The organism is Chromobacterium sp. Panama, from assembly GCF_003052555.1.
In the GTDB taxonomy this organism is placed as follows: domain Bacteria; phylum Pseudomonadota; class Gammaproteobacteria; order Burkholderiales; family Chromobacteriaceae; genus Chromobacterium.
The window spans coordinates 714,269-732,091 of record NZ_QARX01000001.1; the positions used below are offsets into that span (position 1 = coordinate 714,269).

Annotated in this window: 15 protein-coding genes and 1 tRNA gene; 10 read left to right on the top strand and 6 right to left on the bottom strand. The window is 66.4% G+C overall.

The genetic code is table 11. The annotated features are described in order from the left end of the window. Nucleotides 1-19 precede the first annotated feature (19 nt). Nucleotides 20-1,000 carry a KpsF/GutQ family sugar-phosphate isomerase gene (locus DB032_RS03395; protein WP_107798248.1) on the bottom strand — a complete coding sequence of 327 codons (981 nt, stop codon included), beginning with the start codon at nucleotides 998-1,000 and terminating at the stop codon, nucleotides 20-22. A gap of 119 nt (nucleotides 1,001-1,119) precedes the next feature. On the opposite strand from DB032_RS03395, the gene DB032_RS03400 reads away from it, so the two are divergent. Next, complete coding sequence (locus tag DB032_RS03400) at nucleotides 1,120-3,093, top strand: cation:proton antiporter (RefSeq protein ID WP_107798249.1); 1,974 nt, start codon at nucleotides 1,120-1,122, stop codon at nucleotides 3,091-3,093. 78 nt (nucleotides 3,094-3,171) lie between these two features. On the opposite strand, the gene DB032_RS03405 is transcribed toward DB032_RS03400, so the two are convergent. The 4 genes from DB032_RS03405 to DB032_RS03420 form a co-directional block, all read right to left on the bottom strand. Further along, nucleotides 3,172-5,322 (bottom strand): AsmA family protein, encoded by a 2,151-nt coding sequence (locus tag DB032_RS03405; RefSeq protein ID WP_107798250.1) that lies wholly within the window; start codon nucleotides 5,320-5,322, stop codon nucleotides 3,172-3,174. A 63-nt stretch (nucleotides 5,323-5,385) separates the two neighbouring features. After that, nucleotides 5,386-5,459, bottom strand: a tRNA-Gly gene (locus DB032_RS03410). A 120-nt stretch (nucleotides 5,460-5,579) separates the two neighbouring features. Beyond that, the gene (locus tag DB032_RS03415; RefSeq protein ID WP_107798251.1) at nucleotides 5,580-6,059 is read right to left on the bottom strand and encodes an SRPBCC family protein; all 480 of its coding nucleotides are present in this window, start codon (nucleotides 6,057-6,059) and stop codon (nucleotides 5,580-5,582) included. 44 nt (nucleotides 6,060-6,103) lie between these two features. Continuing rightward, entirely contained in the window at nucleotides 6,104-7,552 is a 1,449-nt protein-coding gene (locus DB032_RS03420) for a PLP-dependent aminotransferase family protein (protein ID WP_107798252.1), read from the bottom strand. Nucleotides 7,553-7,675: 123 nt separating this feature from the next. Between DB032_RS03420 and DB032_RS03425 the strand changes: the two genes are divergently transcribed. Together DB032_RS03425 and DB032_RS03430 are read left to right on the top strand one after the other, a co-directional pair. Then, nucleotides 7,676-8,740: an FAD-binding oxidoreductase gene (locus tag DB032_RS03425; RefSeq protein WP_107798253.1), complete on the top strand. Its 1,065-nt coding sequence runs from the start codon at nucleotides 7,676-7,678 to the stop codon at nucleotides 8,738-8,740. Between the two features lie 37 nt (nucleotides 8,741-8,777). Beyond that, a complete protein-coding gene (locus DB032_RS03430; protein ID WP_107798254.1) occupies nucleotides 8,778-9,470 on the top strand; it encodes a M24 family metallopeptidase in 693 nt (230 codons plus the stop codon). 161 nt (nucleotides 9,471-9,631) lie between these two features. Here the strand turns inward: DB032_RS03430 and DB032_RS03435 are convergent, their stop codons facing one another. Beyond that, nucleotides 9,632-10,108, bottom strand: coding sequence for a nuclear transport factor 2 family protein (locus DB032_RS03435; RefSeq protein WP_107798255.1), 477 nt, complete (start codon nucleotides 10,106-10,108; stop codon nucleotides 9,632-9,634). A 190-nt stretch (nucleotides 10,109-10,298) separates the two neighbouring features. Between DB032_RS03435 and treR the strand changes: the two genes are divergently transcribed. From treR to DB032_RS03470, 7 genes are all read left to right on the top strand, one after another. Next, nucleotides 10,299-11,006, top strand: coding sequence for a trehalose operon repressor (gene treR, locus DB032_RS03440; protein ID WP_199225800.1), 708 nt, complete (start codon nucleotides 10,299-10,301; stop codon nucleotides 11,004-11,006). Nucleotides 11,007-11,239: 233 nt separating this feature from the next. Continuing rightward, complete coding sequence (gene treP / locus DB032_RS03445) at nucleotides 11,240-12,670, top strand: PTS system trehalose-specific EIIBC component (RefSeq protein ID WP_107798257.1); 1,431 nt, start codon at nucleotides 11,240-11,242, stop codon at nucleotides 12,668-12,670. A 16-nt stretch (nucleotides 12,671-12,686) separates the two neighbouring features. Beyond that, nucleotides 12,687-14,339, top strand: a complete 1,653-nt coding sequence (gene treC, locus DB032_RS03450) for an alpha,alpha-phosphotrehalase (RefSeq protein ID WP_107798258.1) — start codon at nucleotides 12,687-12,689, stop codon at nucleotides 14,337-14,339. 96 nt (nucleotides 14,340-14,435) lie between these two features. After that, nucleotides 14,436-15,656 (top strand): carbohydrate porin, encoded by a 1,221-nt coding sequence (locus DB032_RS03455; protein ID WP_199225801.1) that lies wholly within the window; start codon nucleotides 14,436-14,438, stop codon nucleotides 15,654-15,656. 122 nt (nucleotides 15,657-15,778) lie between these two features. After that, the gene (locus DB032_RS03460) at nucleotides 15,779-16,570 is read left to right on the top strand and encodes an arylamine N-acetyltransferase (RefSeq protein WP_107798260.1); all 792 of its coding nucleotides are present in this window, start codon (nucleotides 15,779-15,781) and stop codon (nucleotides 16,568-16,570) included. A 73-nt stretch (nucleotides 16,571-16,643) separates the two neighbouring features. Further along, nucleotides 16,644-17,330, top strand: a complete 687-nt coding sequence (locus DB032_RS03465) for a DUF1345 domain-containing protein (protein ID WP_233246644.1) — start codon at nucleotides 16,644-16,646, stop codon at nucleotides 17,328-17,330. Between the two features lie 25 nt (nucleotides 17,331-17,355). Continuing rightward, nucleotides 17,356-17,688 (top strand): YnfA family protein, encoded by a 333-nt coding sequence (locus DB032_RS03470; protein ID WP_368651267.1) that lies wholly within the window; start codon nucleotides 17,356-17,358, stop codon nucleotides 17,686-17,688. Nucleotides 17,689-17,823: the final 135 nt, after the last annotated feature.

Below are 17,823 nucleotides of genomic sequence, written 5' to 3' on the forward strand. Positions count from 1 at the left end.
CCTTGCTAATGCCGGCGACTCAGATCACGCCGGCTCTGAATAGATCGTGCAGATGCAGCGCGCCTATCAATTTGTTGCTTTCATCTACGACCAGCAGGCTGGTGATCTTGTTCTGCTCCATCAGGAACACCGCCTCGGTGGCCAGCTTTTTGGGGCTGATGGTGCGCGGCGAGCGGCTCATCACCTGATCGATGGTCAGATCGTAAAGGTTGGCGGAACGTTCCAGCGTGCGGCGCAGGTCGCCGTCGGTGTAGACGCCCAGCAGGGCGTCGTCGGCGGCGCAGACGGCCAGCATGCCCAGGCGCTTGCGGGACAGTTCCAGCAAGGCGTCCTTCAGCGGCGTGCCCGGCGCCACCCGCGGCAACTCCTCGCCGCTGTGCATGATGTCGGAAACGTGGACCAGCAGCTTGCGCCCCAGGCTGCCGCCCGGATGCGACAGCGCGAAATCGCCCTGGCCGAAGCCGCGCGCGTCCATCAGCGTGACCGCCAGCGCGTCGCCCAGCGCCATCTGCACCGTGGTGCTGGTGGTGGGGGCCAGGCCCAGCGGGCAGGCTTCCTTCTCCACGCGGGCGTCCAGGTGGATGTCGGCCTCCTGCGCCATGGTGGAGCTTTCGCGTCCGGTCATGCAGATCAAGCGCACGCCCTTGCGCTTCAAGGCCGGCAGCAGGGCGATGATTTCGTCGCTTTCGCCGGAGTTGGACAGCGCCAGCACGATGTCCTGGGCGGTGATCATGCCCAGATCGCCGTGGGCGGCCTCGCCCGGGTGAACGAAGAAGGCCGGCGTGCCGGTGCTGGCCAGCGTGGCGGCGATCTTGCGCGCCACGTGGCCGGACTTGCCCATGCCGGTGATCACCAGACGGCCGGCGCTGGCCAGGATCAGGTCCACGGCGGCGAGAAAGTCGCCATTCAGGCTGCGCGACAGCGCGGTGAGGGCTTCGGACTCTATCTGCAGGACTTCCCGGGCCAATTGGAGCCGGGACGGAGCTTGTACTTTTTCCATAATTCGAAAGTATATCAAAGGTTATAATCGCTGAACGCAGGCTGGTGCATCTTTTGCTTGGCATGTGTTAAAAATTGCAGTCTTTTTCCTTTCTCTCGCTTCAGGAGCCCCGCCGCGCGATGCATTCGTCACTAGCCCCTATCGTCTTGGTTCTGCTGGCCGCGGTGTTGTCGGTGACCTTGTGCCGCAGCCTGAAAGTGCCGGCCATGCTCGGTTATCTGGTGGTGGGCTTTCTGGCCGGCCCCGGCGTGATGAATCTGATTCCGCAAGGCGAGGAAACCGCCTTTCTCGGCGAGATCGGCATTGTCTTCATGATGTTCTCCATCGGCCTGGAGTTTTCTCTGCCCAAGCTGCGCGCGATGCGGCAGCTGGTGTTCGGCGTCGGCTTCGGTCAGGTGGCGGCCACCATGTTGCTGGTGGGCCTGGCGGTGGGCTGGCTCAGCGGCAGTCCGCTGACCGGTTTCGCCGTCGGCGGCGCGCTGGCGATGTCGTCCACCGCCATCGTCAGCAAATTGCTGAACGAGCGTCTGGAGCTGAACCAGGCCCATGGCCAGCTGGCCATTGGCGTGCTGTTGTTCCAGGACATCGCGGTGGTCCCCTTGCTGATTCTGTTCCCGGCCTTCGCCGGCGGCAGCGACACCTTGTGGATGGACCTGGGCCTGGCGGCGCTGAAGGTGGTGGTGGTGCTGGCCTTGCTGCTGTTCTTCGGCCAGCGCCTGCTGCGGCCGTGGTTCCATCTGGTGGCGCGCCAGCGCTCGGGCGAGCTGTTCATGATCAATGTGCTGCTGGTGACGCTGGGCGTGGCCTGGCTGACCGAGCTGTCCGGCCTGTCGCTGGCCTTGGGCGCCTTCGTCGCCGGCATGTTGATTTCGGAAACCGAATACCGCTATCAGGTGGAGGAGGACATCCGGCCGTTCCGCGACATCCTGCTGGGCTTCTTCTTCGTCACCGTGGGCATGAAGCTGGAACTGACGGTGTTGTTCGAGCGTTTCGGCGAAGTGCTGCTGATGCTGGCCCTGCTGCTGCCGATCAAGGTGGCGGTGGTGTTCGGCGTGGCGCGCGGCTTCCGCCACAAGTCCAATGAATCCATGCGCGCCGCGCTGGCCCTGGCTCAGGGCGGCGAGTTCGGCTTTGTGCTGCTGGCGCTGGCCTTGAACCTGCATCTGGTGCCGGCCGGCACCGCTCAGGCGGCGATCGCCGCGATTCTGATCTCGATGCTGATCGCGCCCTTCCTGATTCTGTACGGGGACAAGATCACCCGCCGTCTGATCAAGCAGGATTGGATGTTCCAGGCGCTGGACCTGCACCATATGTTGGTGGAGAGCATGTCCAAGAGCGACCACGTGGTGATCTGCGGCTACGGCCGCAGCGGTCAGGCGCTGGCGCGCTTGCTGGAGGCGGAGGAGATCCCGTTCTTCGCGCTGGACATGGACCCGGAGCGGGTGCGCGAGGCCGGCGAGGCCGGCGATCCGGTGGTGTTCGGCGACGCCGGCAAGCACGAAGTGCTAGTGGCGGCCGGCCTGATGCGCGCCAAGGCGGTGGTGGTGACCTTCGCCGACACCCACGCGGCCTTGCGCATTTTGAGTTCGGTGGAGCATGCGCGGCCGGGGCTGCCGGTGATCGTGCGCACGGTGGACGACAGCGATATGGATCAGCTGCGCCACGCCGGCGCCGACGAGGTGGTGGCCGAGGTGATGGAGGGCAGCCTGATGTTGGCTTCGCAGGCGCTGCTGGTGGTCGGCGTGCCGCCGAGCCGGGTGGTGCGCCGCATCCGCGCGGTGCGCGAGGAGCGCTACGGCCTGTTCCGCGGCTTCTTCCGCGGCGTCAGCGACGAGGGCGAGGGCATGGACGAGGCCTTGGTGCCGCGGCTGCAGAGCATTCAGGTCTGCACCGGAGCGGCGGCGGTGGGCCAGCCGTTGGCCAATCTGCATCTGAGGGATTTGGGCGTGGAATTGAAGGCGATCCGCCGTCAGCGGGTGCGGCGCACCGATTTCGACGACAGTTTCGAGGTGGAGCAGGGCGACGCGCTGGTGTTGCTGGGCACGCCGGAGCAGCTGGCGCTGGCCGAGTACCGGATTCTGCAGGGGGAGTAAGGACCGGCGGGAGGACGTCGAACGGCCCTCGCGGCGTGAGCCGCGGGGGCCGTTCGTCTTGATGCTGTTTGTCGGGCGTTAAGGCAGGATGGTGGTGATCTGCTTCTGCAACTGCTGCTTCAGCGCCTGCTGTTTTTCCACCTCGGTCTTCTTGCCCTTGACCATGGCGTTGAAGTCCAGCGCGTAGACCGGCGCGTTCAGCGGGCCGGTGATCTTCAGCGGCACGTTGACGCCCTTGAGGCGGGCAAAGGCCAGCGGGTTGGCCTGCACGTCCATGGTGTAGTCGACGATGCTTTGCTTCAGGTCTATCTTGCCGCCGCCGCCCACATTCATCAGCTGGGAAGCGAGCTTCAGGTCCTGGCTGCGCGCCACGCCCTTGTCCAGGCGGAAGCTGCTGGACAGCGTGGCGAAGGTGGTTTTCTGGTCGTTCTGCGCGGCGCTATTCCATTCCTTCAGCTCGGCCGGCAGGTTCTTCAGCGCCGCCACCAGGTCGATGCCGGTCAGCGCGCCGTTGTTCAGGCTCATCTGCACATTGCCGCTCAGGGTGTCGCGCAGCTGGGCGAAGGATTTGCCGTCGGCGTTGATGTCTATCTTGCCGTTGCCCTTGCCGTCCAGGCGGCTGAAGTTGAACAGGTCCACCAGCAGCGGGCGGATCTTCATGCCCTGCAGCGTCTGGTTCACTTTCAGCTGCGGCACGTCGCGGCGGCTGAGGCTGGCGTCGCCTTGCAGCCTGCCTTCGTAGATGTCGGCCGACATCTGGTCCAGCTCCAGCTCGCGCGGGTTGATGCGCACATTGCTGCTGATCTGCTTGATGCGGAAGCGGCCCACCGCCAGCTCGCCCACCGCCACCTTGCCGGTGAGGTCGAACAGGTCCAGCCAGTCCAGCGGGATGTCGCCGGTGTTCTGGAAGATGGCCACCGGATCGCCCTTGCTTTCCGGCAGGTAGCGGTTCAGGTCCAGACGGCCCACCGACACCGTGGCTTCGTGGCGCGGCTTGATCAGGCCGTACTGGCTGACGGTGACGGCGAGGTCGGAGCCGTCCATCTTGCCGGCGACGCGCAGATTGAAGCGCGGCTCGTCCAGATCGCCGTCCAGCGCGCCGTCCATGGTGGACACCAGCTTGCCGCGCGGCAGCAGCGGGGTGGTGATGGTGGAGGTCAGCGCCAAGGGCTGCATCCGCAATTGATTCATGCCGGCCAGGGACAGCGGCGCGTTGAGTTTGACGTTGACCTTGGTGGAGCCGGCCAGCCAGTTGAAGTCGCCGTGCAGCTTGTCGGCGTACAGGCCGGCTTCGTTGAGCTTGAGGTTTTCCAGCGCGGCTTCCAGCTGGTACTGGCTGCGCGCGTAGCTGAGCTTGGCGCTCAGCTGGCCGGAAGGCATGGTCAGCTCGTCGAAGCTGGCGTTGATCTGCGGCAGCGCCAGGTGAACTTCGCTGCTGGGCCGCTCGCTGCTGAAGGCGAGCGCCACATTGCTGCCGGTGGCCTGCAAGGTGGCGAAATTGAGTTTGTACTGGCCGCTGACGGTGAGTTTGCTTTCGCCCAGGCCGGGAACCTGGGTCATCGCCACCGCGTCCAGCGCTTCCAGGCTGACCTGATCGTCCTGGATGGACAGCGGCGTGTTGACCGCCAAGCGCACCGGGCGCGAGCCCTGTTCCAGGATGGCGCCGGCGCTGAGGCTGGCGCCGCCGCGCAGATCGTCCGCGTCCAGGCTGATGCTGGCGACGCGGCTGTCGGTATGGGTCATCTGGTCGGACAGCACCAGGGTGCCCTCGCGTATCTTCAGCGTGTCCAGCTTGATGGAGAAGCTGCTCTGGCTATGGCGCTGAAACAGATCGGCGATGGACAGGCGGCCGTCTTCGCCGCGGCTGATGTTGGCGCTGGGGCCGTACAGCGCCACCGAGCTCACTTCGCGGTTGCCGAACAGCAGCGGCCACCAGGCCAGGCCGACGCGCAATTCCTCCACGCGGGCAAACGGCGTTTGCTGGCCCGGTTCGGAGACGGAGAGCTTTTCGATCTGGATGCCGGGAGAGGGGAACAATATCGGGGTGACGCGGCCTTCGATGCTGATGACGCGGCCGGTGTCCTGCAAGGCGTGCGACAGGGTGCCGCGCACCTGAGCTTCATTAAATTGCCAGTAGATCAGCGATTGCACCAGCACGACGACCGCCACTAGCGCGGTGAGGCTGTAAACAGCGATGCGAAGCCACAGCCGGCCGGAGTTCAATTTCATGGGTGGATGCTCGGATGGGCCATGCCAGCGGTTTGATCTAGGTTACGGGTTGGGAAATCGGACTGGAGCGGGTGAAGGGAATCGAACCCTCGTCGTAAGCTTGGGAAGCTTCTGCTCTACCATTGAGCTACACCCGCGCGTTTTCGGCTAGAGCGCCCGAATGTAGCGTTTTTTGCCTGTTTTGGCAAGGCGCGCCGCCGCTGTGGGCGGTTCCGGCGACGGCGCGGGCGCTAAGCGATTGATAAAAAAGCACACGCTCAAGCGCCTCCGCCCAGCCCGGCCAGCAGGTCTTCCAATTGATCGGTGGCCTGGCCCCAGCCGCTGGCGAAGCCCATCGCCTCGTGTTCGCGCAGGTCGGCCTCGGTCCAGTGCAAGACGTCCGCGCGGTAATGCGTCTTGCCGTCGCGGGGCTGGAATTCCAGCGTCACGGTCATGAAGGGCTTGGCCGAAGGCAGCCAGGCTTCGGTGTAAGCGTCGGTGAACACCAGGCGGCGCCCGGGCTGCACTTCCAGATAGACGCCGCGATTGGGGAAGTCCTGTCCTTCCGGACTGCGCATCACCACCAGGCTGGAGCCGCCGGGCCGGACGTCCAGTTCGGCCGAGGCCACCGTCCACGGCCGCGGGGTGAACCATTGGCATAGCAGTTCGGGGTCGGTCCAGGCGCGGTAAACCTGTTCCGGCGGAGCGTCGATCAGGCGTTCCAGCGTTAGCCGGTAGGGGGCGTGGGCTTGGCTCATGCGCGGCCTTTAGGGTGAGGGTGTCGGCTCAGATTAGTTCTTTGTCATGAGCTCCGCAATCCCGTTGCCGGAATTTGCCGGCGCAGCGCCTGCGCCAGGCGAGCGACGCCTTGCTCCAGTTGCTCCGCTTCCAGCGCGCCGAAGCCCAGGCGCAGCGCCGGGATGTCGCGGCCGTCGTCGGCGAAGGCGCCGCCGGGCAGGAAGCGTACGCCCGCGCTGCGCGCGTCCGCGCTCAGCCGCGGCATGTCCACCCAGGACGGCAGCCGCAGCCAAAGCGCCAGCCCGCCTTCCGGCAGCTCGTATTCGGCCAGGCCGGCCAGATGGCGGTCTATCGCGTCGGCCAGCGCCTGGCGGCGCGCGCGGTAGATGCGCAGCGCGCGGCGGAGATGGCGTTTCAGTTCGCCGCTGTGCATCAGTTCGGCCACCGCCAGTTCGGTGACGGCGTTGCCTTGGCGGTCTATCAGCATGATGTCGGCGGCGCAGCGCTGGATGAGGGTGGGCTCGGCCACCAGGTAGCCGACGCGCAGCCCCGGCGCCAGCACTTTGGACAGGGAGCCGACGTAAACGATGCGCTCGGCGGCGTCCAGGCTGGCCATGGGCAGCACCGGGCTGCGGCTGTAGTGGAATTCGTGGTCGTAGTCGTCCTCGATGATGGCGAAGCCGTAGCGTCGCGACAGGGCCAGCAATTGCAGCCGGCGTTCGGCCGGCATCATCCGCGTGGTCGGATACTGGTGGTGAGGGGTCAGGTAGACGGCCTTGACCGGCTGGCTCCGGCACAGCCGCTCCAGCGCGTCCGCACGCATGCCGGCGGCGTCCTGTTCCACGTCCAACGGCCGCGCGCCCAGAGAGCGAAAGGCTTCGCGCGCCGGCGGATAGCTGAGCGCGTCCAGCGCCACCGCGTCGCCGGTCCGCAGCAGCGCCCGGCCGGCCAGATAGATGCCCATCTGGCTGCCGCGCACCAGGCAGATGCGTTCGGCGTCGGCGTTGAGCCCGCGCTCCATGTCCAGCATCTCCGCCAAGGCCTGGCGCAAGGGCAGTTCGCCGCGCGGGTCGCCGTAGGCCAGCCGCCCGGCGCGGGCCGCGGCGATCAGCGCGCGGCGGTAGGCGCGGCCCAGCACGTCGAAGGGAATCAGCCGCGAATCCGGCACGCCGTCGCCAAAGTCGATGTCGTCGTGCGCGGGGACGCTTGCGGGCGTCCGCGCGGCGGCCGGCGCGGACCGCGGCGACAGCAGCGGCAGGCTGGGCGCGACGAAGGTGCCGCGCCGGCCCTGGGTCAGCAGCCAGCCTTGCGCCGCCAGTTCCTCATAGGCCAGCACCGCGGTCTTGCGGTTGATGCCCAGCTGCGCCGCCAGTTCGCGGCTGCCCGGCAGCGGCGCGCCCGGCCGCAGCCGGCCGCGTTGGATGTCGGCGCTGATCTGCTGGGCGATTTGCAGATGCACCGGCAGCCCGCCGTCTCTATCCAGGCTCAGTTGCAAATCCCATTTTCGCAGCATGCCGCGGACTCCTTTCCTGGCTCTCGTTCCCGTTTCTGGACCATCAATCTTATCAAAACTGGATGTTTTTGCTGGTCCAGAGGCAGCTTAAAGTGATCGGGATGGACATTCAAGGAGTGGCAAATGACACAAGAGGCAGACAGCGGCGCAGGCCGCTACCGGCTGGCGGCGATAGAGAGGCTGGGGCGCGAGGTCTGCGGGCTGCGGCTGGAGTGCGCCGATGCGGCGCCGCTGTTTTTCCGCAGCGGGCAATTCGTTTCGGTGACGGCTCCGGGCGGGCTGACGCGCAGTTACTCGATGGCGGCGCCGCCGCGCGCCGACGGCGGCGTGGAGTTGCACGTGCGGCTGCAGCCGGGCGGGGCGTTTTCGGAATGGCTGCGCCGGCAGGCGCGGCCGGGCGACGCGCTTTGGCTGCAAGGGCCCTATGGCGATTGCGTGTGGCGGGAGGACTCCGGCGTCGATCAGGCCGTGATGCTGGCCACCGGCACCGGGATCGCGCCGCTGCGGGCGATGCTGCAGCAGGGCCTGGGCGCGGCCGGGCGGCGGCCGGTGACCCTGTACTGGGGCGGCCGCAACGCGGACGACCTGTATTTGCTCGAGGAGCTGCGAGCCTGGGAGCGCGAGCGGCCGGGATTCCGCTTCGAGCCGGTGCTGTCCGAGCCCGATCCGGGCTGGGACGGCCGGCGCGGTTTCGTCCAGCAGGCGGCGGCCGAGGATTTTCCCTGTTTGCGCACCGCGGAGGTCTACGCCTGCGGCGCGCCGGCGATGGTGGACGCGGCGCGCCGATTGCTGACGCGGCAGCGCGGCTTGCCGGAAGAGCGTTTCCTGGCCGACGCCTTCCAGCCTGCGGCGTCGGCCGCGCCGAGCGCGGCCCTCATGGCGGTGAGCGTTCGCGCCGCGGACGGCGGGGAGCGGCGGCTGGAAGCGCCCGCCGCCGGCAGCCTGATGCAGGCGCTGGCCGCCGCCGGCCTGATGCGCGGCGTCTGCGGCGGGCAGGCCGCCTGCGGCACTTGCCTGGTGCGCGTCGAGCCGGACTGGCTGCCGCGTTTGCCGGCGATGGAGCGCGCGGAGCGTCGGCTGCTGGCGGCGCTGGAGCTGTCGGAGGCGGACGAGGGCCGCTGCCGGCTGGCCTGCCAGATCGCCCTGCAGCCGTGCTTGCACGGTTTACAGATAGCCATACCCGGGTAGGCGACCGCCTGCCCGCACTCAAGCAAAGGAGCATGAAATGGAAGCAAGTATTGAACAATCGGCGCTGGAGGGCGTGGGCCCGGCCTTCGATCCGCAGCAATTGATGGCGGTGCGGGACAAAACCCGGCAGGCGATTGCCCTGATCGCCGCGGCGATGCGGCCGGGCATGCTGGAGGAGGACGCGGTGGAACAGGCCAAGGACATCCTGGCCGAGCGCGGCATGCTGCGCGGCTGGCACGACGTCTACGTGCGTTTCGGCCGCAACACGCTGAAGACTTTCGGCGCGGCCTCCGATCCCGGCGTGCGTCTGGGCGAGGACGATATTTTCTTCATCGACATCGGCCCGGTGTGGAAACAGTGGGAGGGCGACGGCGGCGACAGCTTCGTCACCGGCGCCGATCCCGAGATGGCGCGCTGCGCCGCCGACGCCCGCGCCATCTTCCACGAGGTGAGGCGCAAATGGGCGAGCGAGGGCTGTAGCGGGCGCGAGCTGTACCGCTTCGCCGAGGACTGCGCCGCCGGCCGCGGCTGGGCCTTGAACCTGGATCTGTCCGGCCACCGGCTGGCGGACTTCCCGCACGCGGCCATCCACGAGGGGCCGCTGGCGGAGGTGGACTTCACGCCGGCGCGCATGCTGTGGGTGTTGGAGATCCACATCCGCCATCCGTCCCGGCCCTTCGGCGCCTTCTTCGAGGACATGTTGCTGGAGGATGCCTGCTTTGCGGAGTGAGGGCCGCCTAGGTCTGGTTTAGGGCCTGTTCAAAGTCTCGCGAGCGAGAGCGAGACAAGGCGAAAACGAGCGAAAAAGCGGAATGTACTCGTGGTACATGAGCATTTTGAGCTCGTTTTCAACGCCGTATCGCTGAAGCGCAGCAGGCTTTGAATAGGTTCTTACAAGCCCAGTTCGCTCAGACCGGGATGATCGTCCGGCCTGCGCCCCAGCGGCCAGTGGAACAGGCGCTCGTCCTCGCGGATGGCTAGATCGTTGATGCAGGCGTAGCGGCGTTGCATCAGGCCGTCGGCGGCGAACTCCCAGTTTTCGTTGCCGTAGGAACGGAACCACTGGCCGGCCTCGTCCCGCCATTCGTAGGCGAAGCGCACCGCGATGCGCTCGCCGTCGTGGGCCCATAGTTCCTTGATCAGCCGGTACTCGTGTTCGCGCCGCCATTTGCCGGCGAGGAAGTCGATGATCTGCGCGCGGCCGCGCGGGAATTCGGCGCGGTTGCGCCACTGGCTGTCTTCGGTATAGGCCTGGGCCACGCGTTCCGGATTGCGGCTGTTCCAGCCGTCTTCGGCCAGGCGGACCTTGAGGATGGCGCTGTCGCGATCGAAGGGCGGCAGCGGCGGGCGGAGTTCTGGTGCGTGCATGACGACGTTCCTGTCTGGTGAGGGAAGGCGCCCAGTGTGCGCCGGGCCGACGGCCGGCGGAATATCCGCGGCGGACAATGCAGTGTTGCGCGGAGCGGAAGAACGCGTCCGGCGCGGACTGGCGCGTCGCCCGCGCTTGAGGCAGACTGCCGGACTGGGGCGCTCCGCCAGATCTTGCCGAATCCACGCCGTGAACAAATACAGCCAAATCTTTTCCGACATCGTCGCCGACATCGACAACCAGCGTTACCAGCAAGGCGACCGCATTCCTTCCGAAACCGAGCTGATGCAGGGCTACGAGGCCAGCCGCGGCACCGTGCGCAAGGCGGTGGACATGTTGCAGGAGCGCGGCTATGTGCAGAAGATTCACGGCAAGGGCGTGTTCGTGCTGCGCTCCGGCAATATCGAGTTCCAGCTCAGCGGCATCGTCAGCTTCAAGGAGGCGCATCAGCATCTGGGCCGCCGCGTCAGCTCCCGGGTGGCGGAGATGGAGACGGTGCCGGCGGACGCGCAACTGGCGCGCCTGCTGGACGTGCGCGAGAAAACCCCGCTGCTCAAGATCAAGCGGGTGCGCAATATCGATAATGAAAACGTGATCCTGGACATCAATTACTTCGTGGCCAGCCTGGTGCCGGGCCTGGACCGGGAGGCCGCCGCCGGCTCCATCTACGAATTCATCGAACAGCGGCTGGGCCTGAACATCAGTTACGCGCGCCGGGTGATAGAGGCGCAGGCCTGCGGCGACGACGATCGCCGCTATCTGGATCTGAATGGCATGGACCACGTGATCGTGGTCAAGAACCACACCCATCTCTACGACGGCCGTCAGTTCGAATACACCGAGTCCCGCCACCGGCTGGACAAATTCTTCTTCTCCGACGTCGCCCGCCGCAAATAGCGGCGCGGCGGCGCGCGCCGTCATTCCTTGATCTGAAGCGATCCATCGCGCCTGTTGCGTTCACGCACGGGGGCGTTTGATTTTGCGCAAACTCGTCTATACGAGTGTTGACACAACTCATCTGTACCAGTTAGCGTGCCATCAGCATCGGCGGCGCTTGCCAATATCGCCGCCAGGTTTGATAACGGGCTAGACGGCGCAGACCGTCGGCCGAGAGATACAGGGACCCTCAGATGAGCCACGATTACCAGAAAATAGCCGCGCGGATACTCGAAGCGGTGGGCGGCCGCGACAACCTCCAGCAGGCCGCGCACTGCATTACCCGGCTGCGCCTGTCCTTGAAGGACGAAAGCCGGGTGGACCAGGAGGCCTTGCGCCAGGTGGACCTGATCAAGGGTCAGTTCAGTCACGGCGGCGTGTTTCAGATCGTGATCGGCTCCGGCGACGTGGACCGGGTCTACCAGCCCTTGATCGAACTGGCGGCGCTGCAGCGCGCCACCGTGGCCGAGGTCAAGGCCAGCGGCGATCAGAAGCAGGGCCGCTTGCAACAGCTGGTCAAGGTGTTCTCCGACGTGTTCATGCCCATCCTGCCCGCCATCATCGTGGCCGGCCTGCTGATGGGCTTGAACAATCTGCTGGGCGCCAAGGGCATGTTCATCGACGGCAAGAGCCTGCTGGACGCCTACCCGGGCCTGGACGGGGTGTGGGGGCTGATCAATATGATGGCCAACACCTCCTTCGTTTTCCTGCCGGCGCTGGTGGGCTGGTCGGCGGCCAAGCGCTTTGGCGGCAGCGAGGTGCTGGGCATCGTGCTGGGCCTGCTGCTGGTGCATCCGGACCTGCTCAACGCCTGGAACTACGGCAAGGCCGCCGCCGGCCTGGACGGCGCGGCGCTGCCGTATTTCGACGTGCTGGGCTGGTTCCGCATCGAGAAAGTGGGCTACCAGGGGCAGATTCTGCCCATCCTGGCCGCCACCTGGGTGATGTGCAGGGTGGAGCTGTGGCTGCGGCCGCGGGTGCCCAATTCCGTCCAGCTGCTGGTGGTGCCCATCGTCACCATCGTAGTCAGCGGGGTGCTGGCGCTGGCGGTGATCGGTCCGGTGGCGCGCCACCTGGGCATCGCCATCACCGACGCGCTGGTCTATGTGTTCAACCTGGCGCCCGTGCTGGGCGCGATGCTGTTCGGCGCCTTGTACGCGCCGCTGGTGTTGACCGGCATGCACCATATGTTCATCGCGGTGGATCTGCAGCTGATCGCCAACCAGGGCGGCACCTTCATCTGGCCGATGATCGCCTTGTCCAATATCGCCCAGGGCAGCGCCGCGCTGGCGATGTTCTGGCTGGCGCGCGCCAGCAATGAGAGGAGCATGGCGTCCACCTCGGCGATTTCCGCCTTCTTCGGCATCACCGAGCCGGCGATGTTCGGCGTCAACCTGCGCTACAAGCTGCCGTTCTACGCGGCGCTGGCCGGTTCCGCGCTGGCGGCGGCCACCATCACCCTCAGCCATGTGCGCGCTTCGGCGATAGGCGTCGGCGGCCTGCCGGCCTTCATCTCCATCATTCCGCAGCAGATTCCGATGTTCCTGGTGGGCATGGTGGTGGCCCTGGTGACGCCGTTCGCGCTGACCTGGGTATTGGCGCGCCGTCAGTTGCCGCAGTCCTGATACGAAAGCCGTTCCGATGAACAAGAATTTGAAATCCGCGGTGGTGTACCAGATTTACCCCAAGAGCTTTTACAGCCACCACGGCACGGCCACCGGCGATCTGCTGGGGGTGGCGGACAAGCTGGACTACCTGGCCTGGCTGGGGGTGGATTATTTGTGGCTGACGCCGTTCTACCGCTCGCCGCAGCGCGACAACGGCTACGACGTCAGCGATTACTACGCCATAGACCCGGCTTACGGCAGCATGGCCGATTTCGAACTGCTGCTGGCCGAGGCGCGGCTGCGCGGCATCGGGGTGATGCTGGACATCGTGGTCAACCACACTTCCACCGAGCATCCGTGGTTCCGTCAGGCCTTGCAGGGCCGGGACAATCCCTATCGGGATTTCTACATCTGGCGCGACCGGCCCAATAACTGGCGCTCCAAGTTCGGCGGGTCGGCCTGGGAGTGGGACGAGGCCAGCGGCCAGTATTATCTGCACCTGTTCGATAAGACCCAGGCGGATCTGAACTGGGACAACCCGGCAGTGCGGCGCGCGGTGTTCGACATGATGAACTTCTGGGCGGACAAGGGTGTGTCCGGTTTCCGGCTGGACGTGATCAATCTGATTTCCAAGGACCCGGCCTTTTCCGAGGACGACAGCGACGGCCGCCATTTCTACACCGACGGCCCGCGGGTGCACGAATACCTGCAGCAGATGCACCGCGAGGTGTTCGCCGGCCGCGATCTGATGACGGTGGGGGAGATGTCGTCCACCTCGCTGGAGCACTGCGTCGCCTATTCGCATCCCGAGCGGCGCGAGTTGTCGATGACCTTCAACTTCCACCATTTGAAAGTGGATTACCCGGACGGCGAGAAATGGCGCGCGGCGCCCTTCGACTTCATCGCGCTCAAACGCATCCTGTCTGATTGGCAGCGCGGCATGCACGAGGGCGGCGGCTGGAACGCGCTGTTCTGGTGCAACCACGATCAGCCGCGAGTGGTGTCGCGCTTCGGCGACGCCGGCCGCTACCGGCTGGAGTCCGCCAAGATGCTGGCGACCACGCTGCACGGCCTGCAAGGCACGCCCTACATCTATCAGGGCGAGGAAATCGGCATGGCCAACCCCGGCTTCGCCGATATCGACGACTACCGCGACGTGGAAACCCGCAACGCCTATCGCCAGCTGCTGGCCGACGGCCTGGGGCGGGAAGAGGCGATGGCGGCGATCCGGCAGAAGTCGCGCGACAACTCGCGCACGCCTATGCAATGGGACGACGGCCGCTTCGCCGGCTTCTCGCGGCGCGAGCCGTGGATAGGGCTGGCGCCGGACGCGGAGACGGTGAACGTCGCCGCCGCGCGCCGCGATCCGGACTCGGTGCTGCAGCATTACCGGCGTTTGATCGCGCTGCGCAAGCAGTACCCGATCTTCAGCGACGGCGATTACCGCTGCCTGACGCCGGACGATACGGCGCTATGGGTCTACGCGCGGACCGGAGCGCGCGAGAAGCTGCTGGTGATCAGCAATTTCAGCGCCGAGGAGCGCGACTATTCGCCGCCGGCCGACTACCTGGGCCCGGATCACGCCTGGCAGCTGCTGTGCGCCAATTACGCCGACGCGGCGGCGCATCCCGCCCGGGCGCGGCTGCGGCCTTACGAATCGTTGATGTACCGCGCCGTTCTGAACTGAGCCTCAGATTTTCGAGGAGTTAATCCTCTGCGAGCTGCCGGCATTCCCGGCCGGCAGGCCGCGCTGTGCCCAAAACTAAGGGAAATGGAGAGAACAATGACTCAATTCGCACCCCGCGGCTTGGCCTTGCTGGCCTTGTCCGCCCCCTTGCTGCTGCCCGCCGCCGCCCAGGCGCTAGACTTTCACGGCTACGCCCGCCTGGGCGCCGGCGGATCGGACGGCGGCGGCAAACAGAGCTGCTTCCAGCTGGCCGGCGCCGAAACCAAGTACCGGCTCGGCAACGAATGCGAGCAGTACGCCGAACTGGAACTGGGCCAGCAGCTGTTCCAGGCCGACAACGGCAGCAAGCTCAGCGTGGTGGGCATGGCCAGCTTGTACAACCGCAACGGCCATTCGCTGACCTTCCAGGGCGACAACGGCAATGTCCGGCTACCGCAGGCCTACGCCAAATGGAGCGACATCCCGCAGCTGAACGGCGCCACGCTGTGGGCCGGCCGGCGCTACTACAAGCGTCACGACGTGCATATCGCCGACTTTTATTTCTGGAACCCCAGCGGCACCGGTTTCGGCCTGGAGGATTTCAAATTGGGCCAAGCGCTCAAGCTCAGCTACGCCTTCTCGCGCAACGACAATTGGTGGCAGGCGGACCAGGCCAATAAGCATGATCTGCAATTGGGCGGCATCGCCGTCAATCCCGGCGGCGAACTGAGCCTGGGCCTCAGCTACATCCAGCGCGCCGGACAGGTGGCGGGCGCGAACAGCGGCTGGTCGCTCAGCGCGCTGCACGAGCAAAAAGGCGTGTTGGGCGGCCGCAATCTGTTCTCGCTGCAATACGGGGTGGGACCGGGCACCGGCCTGGGCGGCACCGGCAGCCTCGTCAGCGACAGCGGCGCGCGCCGCAGCCGCCTGGTGGAGGCGCTGGACTGGCAGGCCACGCGCGAGTTCGGCGGCCAGCTGATGCTGGCCTGGCAGCGCGACGCGCGGCCGGACGGCGGGCAGACCTGGTGGTCGGCCGGCGCGCGGCCGGTCTACGCTTTCGGCGAGCGCTTCAAGCTGGCGGCCGAGCTGGGTTTCGACCGGGTCAAGGCCGCCGACGGACAGGTCCGCACCCTGAGCAAGTTCACCATCGCGCCGACGCTGGCGCTGGACAAGGCGTTCTGGAGCCGGCCGGAACTGCGTTTCTTCTATACCTACGCGCGCTGGAACCGCGCCGCCCAGCAGGCGGCCGCGCCCGGCTCGACGCTGGCCGAAGGCGGCGCCTTCGGCAACGCGCTGAGCGGCTCCACCTTCGGGGTGCAGCTGGAGCATTGGTGGTGAGCGGCGTTTGAGCGCAAGGGGGCGGACCATCAAATTTTTTGAACGTCTCGCCCGGATAATTGATCTGTCGATCCCGTCCGGCGGCTGTTAGATTGCCTGTCTGACGCTAGACGGGAGGGATTATGCCGGACATCAACGCTCTTTTTCGGGCCCGCGTCGGCTGGGACGCGCAGCGGCCGCTGGCTTTCGAGGACATCGACGCCTTGCTGCGCGAGACGGCCTTGAGCCTGCCGTTTGAAAACCTGAGCCTGTTCCAGGGCGGGCCCGAGCCCATCAGCGAGCACAGCCTGCTGGAAAAAATCGCGCTGCGCGACGAAGGCGGCCTGTGTTACGAACTCAATCCCTTGCTTTATCTCTTCCTGCGCCGCAACGGCCTGGAAGCCAGCCTGATCCGCGCGACGATCTTCGATGAAGACAGCCAGGACTGGTTGCCGCTGGGTGGCACCCATGTCGCCATTCTGCTGTGGCATCAAGGCCAGGGCTATCTGCTGGATTGCGGCTACGGCCTCAAGCAGCCGCTGCGCATGGTGCCGCTGTGCGGCGAAGTGGCGCGCTCCGCCAACGGCGACTACCGGGTGGCCTGGCCGGCCGGCGCCGGCTTCGCGCAACTGGAACGGCGGCCGCCGGGGGAGGGCGAGAGCTGGCGCATCGCCTACGGTTTCGATCTGGACGACGAGATCGCCGATTGCGGCGCGCTGAGCGAGATCCAGCGCCGCATCGCCGAGGATCCGCGCTCGCCGTTCAACAAGAGCCGGCTGATGGCCTTGCTGACCGCCGAAGGCAGCCGGGTGCTGACCGAGGACGCGCTGACCGAGACCCGCAACGGCAGGCAATGCAGGCTGACGCTGGCGCCGGGCGAGTTCGAGACCTTCCGCCGGCTGTTCACCCGGCGCTTTAGCGCGTCGCCGGGCTGAGCGGCGAGGGCTTGCCGCCCGCGCCGGGACAGGTACACTGAGGCCCTGATCCATTGCCGGGAGTTTCGCCGCCATGTCCGCCCTGTTTCGCTCCGTCCGCCGGTTCGCGCCGGCGCGCATGCTGCTGGCCCGTCCGCGGCTGGTGATCGCCGCCGCCGTCGGCCTGCTGACCGTGCTGGCGCTGCCCTGGCTGTTGCCGATGCGGGAGATCACCCGCTACATCGTCGGCTGGAACGCCGGCGCCGCGCTCTATCTGGCGCTGGTGGCCTGGATGATGTTCAGCGAGGGCCGTCAGCACATCCGCCATTGGGCCAGGCTGGAGGACGAGGGGCAGACGCTGGTGATGACGCTGGCCGTTTTGGCGGCGCTGGCCAGCCTGGCCGCCATCGTGCTGGAGCTGGCGGCGGTCAAGGACCTGCACGGCTGGCCGCGCGCCGTCCACGTCGCGCTGGCCATCCTGACCATTTTTTCCTCCTGGGCCTTCATTCACGTGATGTTCGCGCTGCATTACGCGCGCGCCTACTACGCCGCCCACGCGCGCGGCCTGGTGCCGGGCCTGGAGTTTCCCGGCAAGGAGGAGCCGGATTACGGCGACTTCCTCTATTTCGCCTGCATCATAGGCACGTCCGGACAGACGGCCGACGTCAGCTACACCACCAGCGCCATGCGCAAGGTGGGCACGCTGCATTGCGTGCTGTCCTTCTTTTTCAACGCCACGGTGTTGGCCTTGATGATCAATATCGCCGCCGGCCTGATCTGATGCCGGCGCGCAGCGAGACCCCATGTTGAATGCTTTGAAATTATTGCTCTTGTTCGGCCTGACCGCGGTGGCGGAAATCGTCGGCTGTTACTTGCCCTGGCTGTGGCTGCGCAAGGAGGGGCCGTGGTGGCTGTTGCTGCCGGCGGCGCTGGCCTTGATGCTCTTCGTCTGGTTGCTCAGCCTGCATCCGGCGGCGGCGGGCCGGGTCTATGCCGCCTACGGCGGCGTCTACGTGGCGGTGGCGCTGTTGTGGCTGTGGCTGGTGGACGGCGTGCGGCCCAGTGTTTGGGACATGGCCGGCGCGGCGGTGGCCTTGTGCGGGATGGCCATCATCATGCTGGCGCCGCGGCCGGTCTGAGAACCTGTTCAAAGTCTGCTGCGCTTCGGCGATACGGCGTTGAAAACCGCTTCGAAATGCTCATGTACCGAATGTACACTCCGCTTTCTCAGCCGTTTTCGCCTTGTCTCGCTCTTGCTCGCGAGACTTTGAACA

Bases quoted from the DNA above. Each gene is read 5' to 3' on its own strand.
- DB032_RS03395 (WP_107798248.1), bottom strand. From the start codon at position 1,000: ATGGAAAAAGTACAAGCTCCGTCCCGGCTCCAATTGGCCCGGGAAGTC.
- DB032_RS03400 (WP_107798249.1), top strand. From the start codon at position 1,120: ATGCATTCGTCACTAGCCCCTATCGTCTTGGTTCTGCTGGCCGCGGTG.
- DB032_RS03405 (WP_107798250.1), bottom strand. From the start codon at position 5,322: ATGAAATTGAACTCCGGCCGGCTGTGGCTTCGCATCGCTGTTTACAGC.
- DB032_RS03415 (WP_107798251.1), bottom strand. From the start codon at position 6,059: ATGAGCCAAGCCCACGCCCCCTACCGGCTAACGCTGGAACGCCTGATC.
- DB032_RS03420 (WP_107798252.1), bottom strand. From the start codon at position 7,552: ATGCTGCGAAAATGGGATTTGCAACTGAGCCTGGATAGAGACGGCGGG.
- DB032_RS03425 (WP_107798253.1), top strand. From the start codon at position 7,676: ATGACACAAGAGGCAGACAGCGGCGCAGGCCGCTACCGGCTGGCGGCG.
- DB032_RS03430 (WP_107798254.1), top strand. From the start codon at position 8,778: ATGGAAGCAAGTATTGAACAATCGGCGCTGGAGGGCGTGGGCCCGGCC.
- DB032_RS03435 (WP_107798255.1), bottom strand. From the start codon at position 10,108: ATGCACGCACCAGAACTCCGCCCGCCGCTGCCGCCCTTCGATCGCGAC.
- treP (WP_107798257.1), top strand. From the start codon at position 11,240: ATGAGCCACGATTACCAGAAAATAGCCGCGCGGATACTCGAAGCGGTG.
- treC (WP_107798258.1), top strand. From the start codon at position 12,687: ATGAACAAGAATTTGAAATCCGCGGTGGTGTACCAGATTTACCCCAAG.
- DB032_RS03455 (WP_199225801.1), top strand. From the start codon at position 14,436: ATGACTCAATTCGCACCCCGCGGCTTGGCCTTGCTGGCCTTGTCCGCC.
- DB032_RS03460 (WP_107798260.1), top strand. From the start codon at position 15,779: ATGCCGGACATCAACGCTCTTTTTCGGGCCCGCGTCGGCTGGGACGCG.
- DB032_RS03465 (WP_233246644.1), top strand. From the start codon at position 16,644: ATGTCCGCCCTGTTTCGCTCCGTCCGCCGGTTCGCGCCGGCGCGCATG.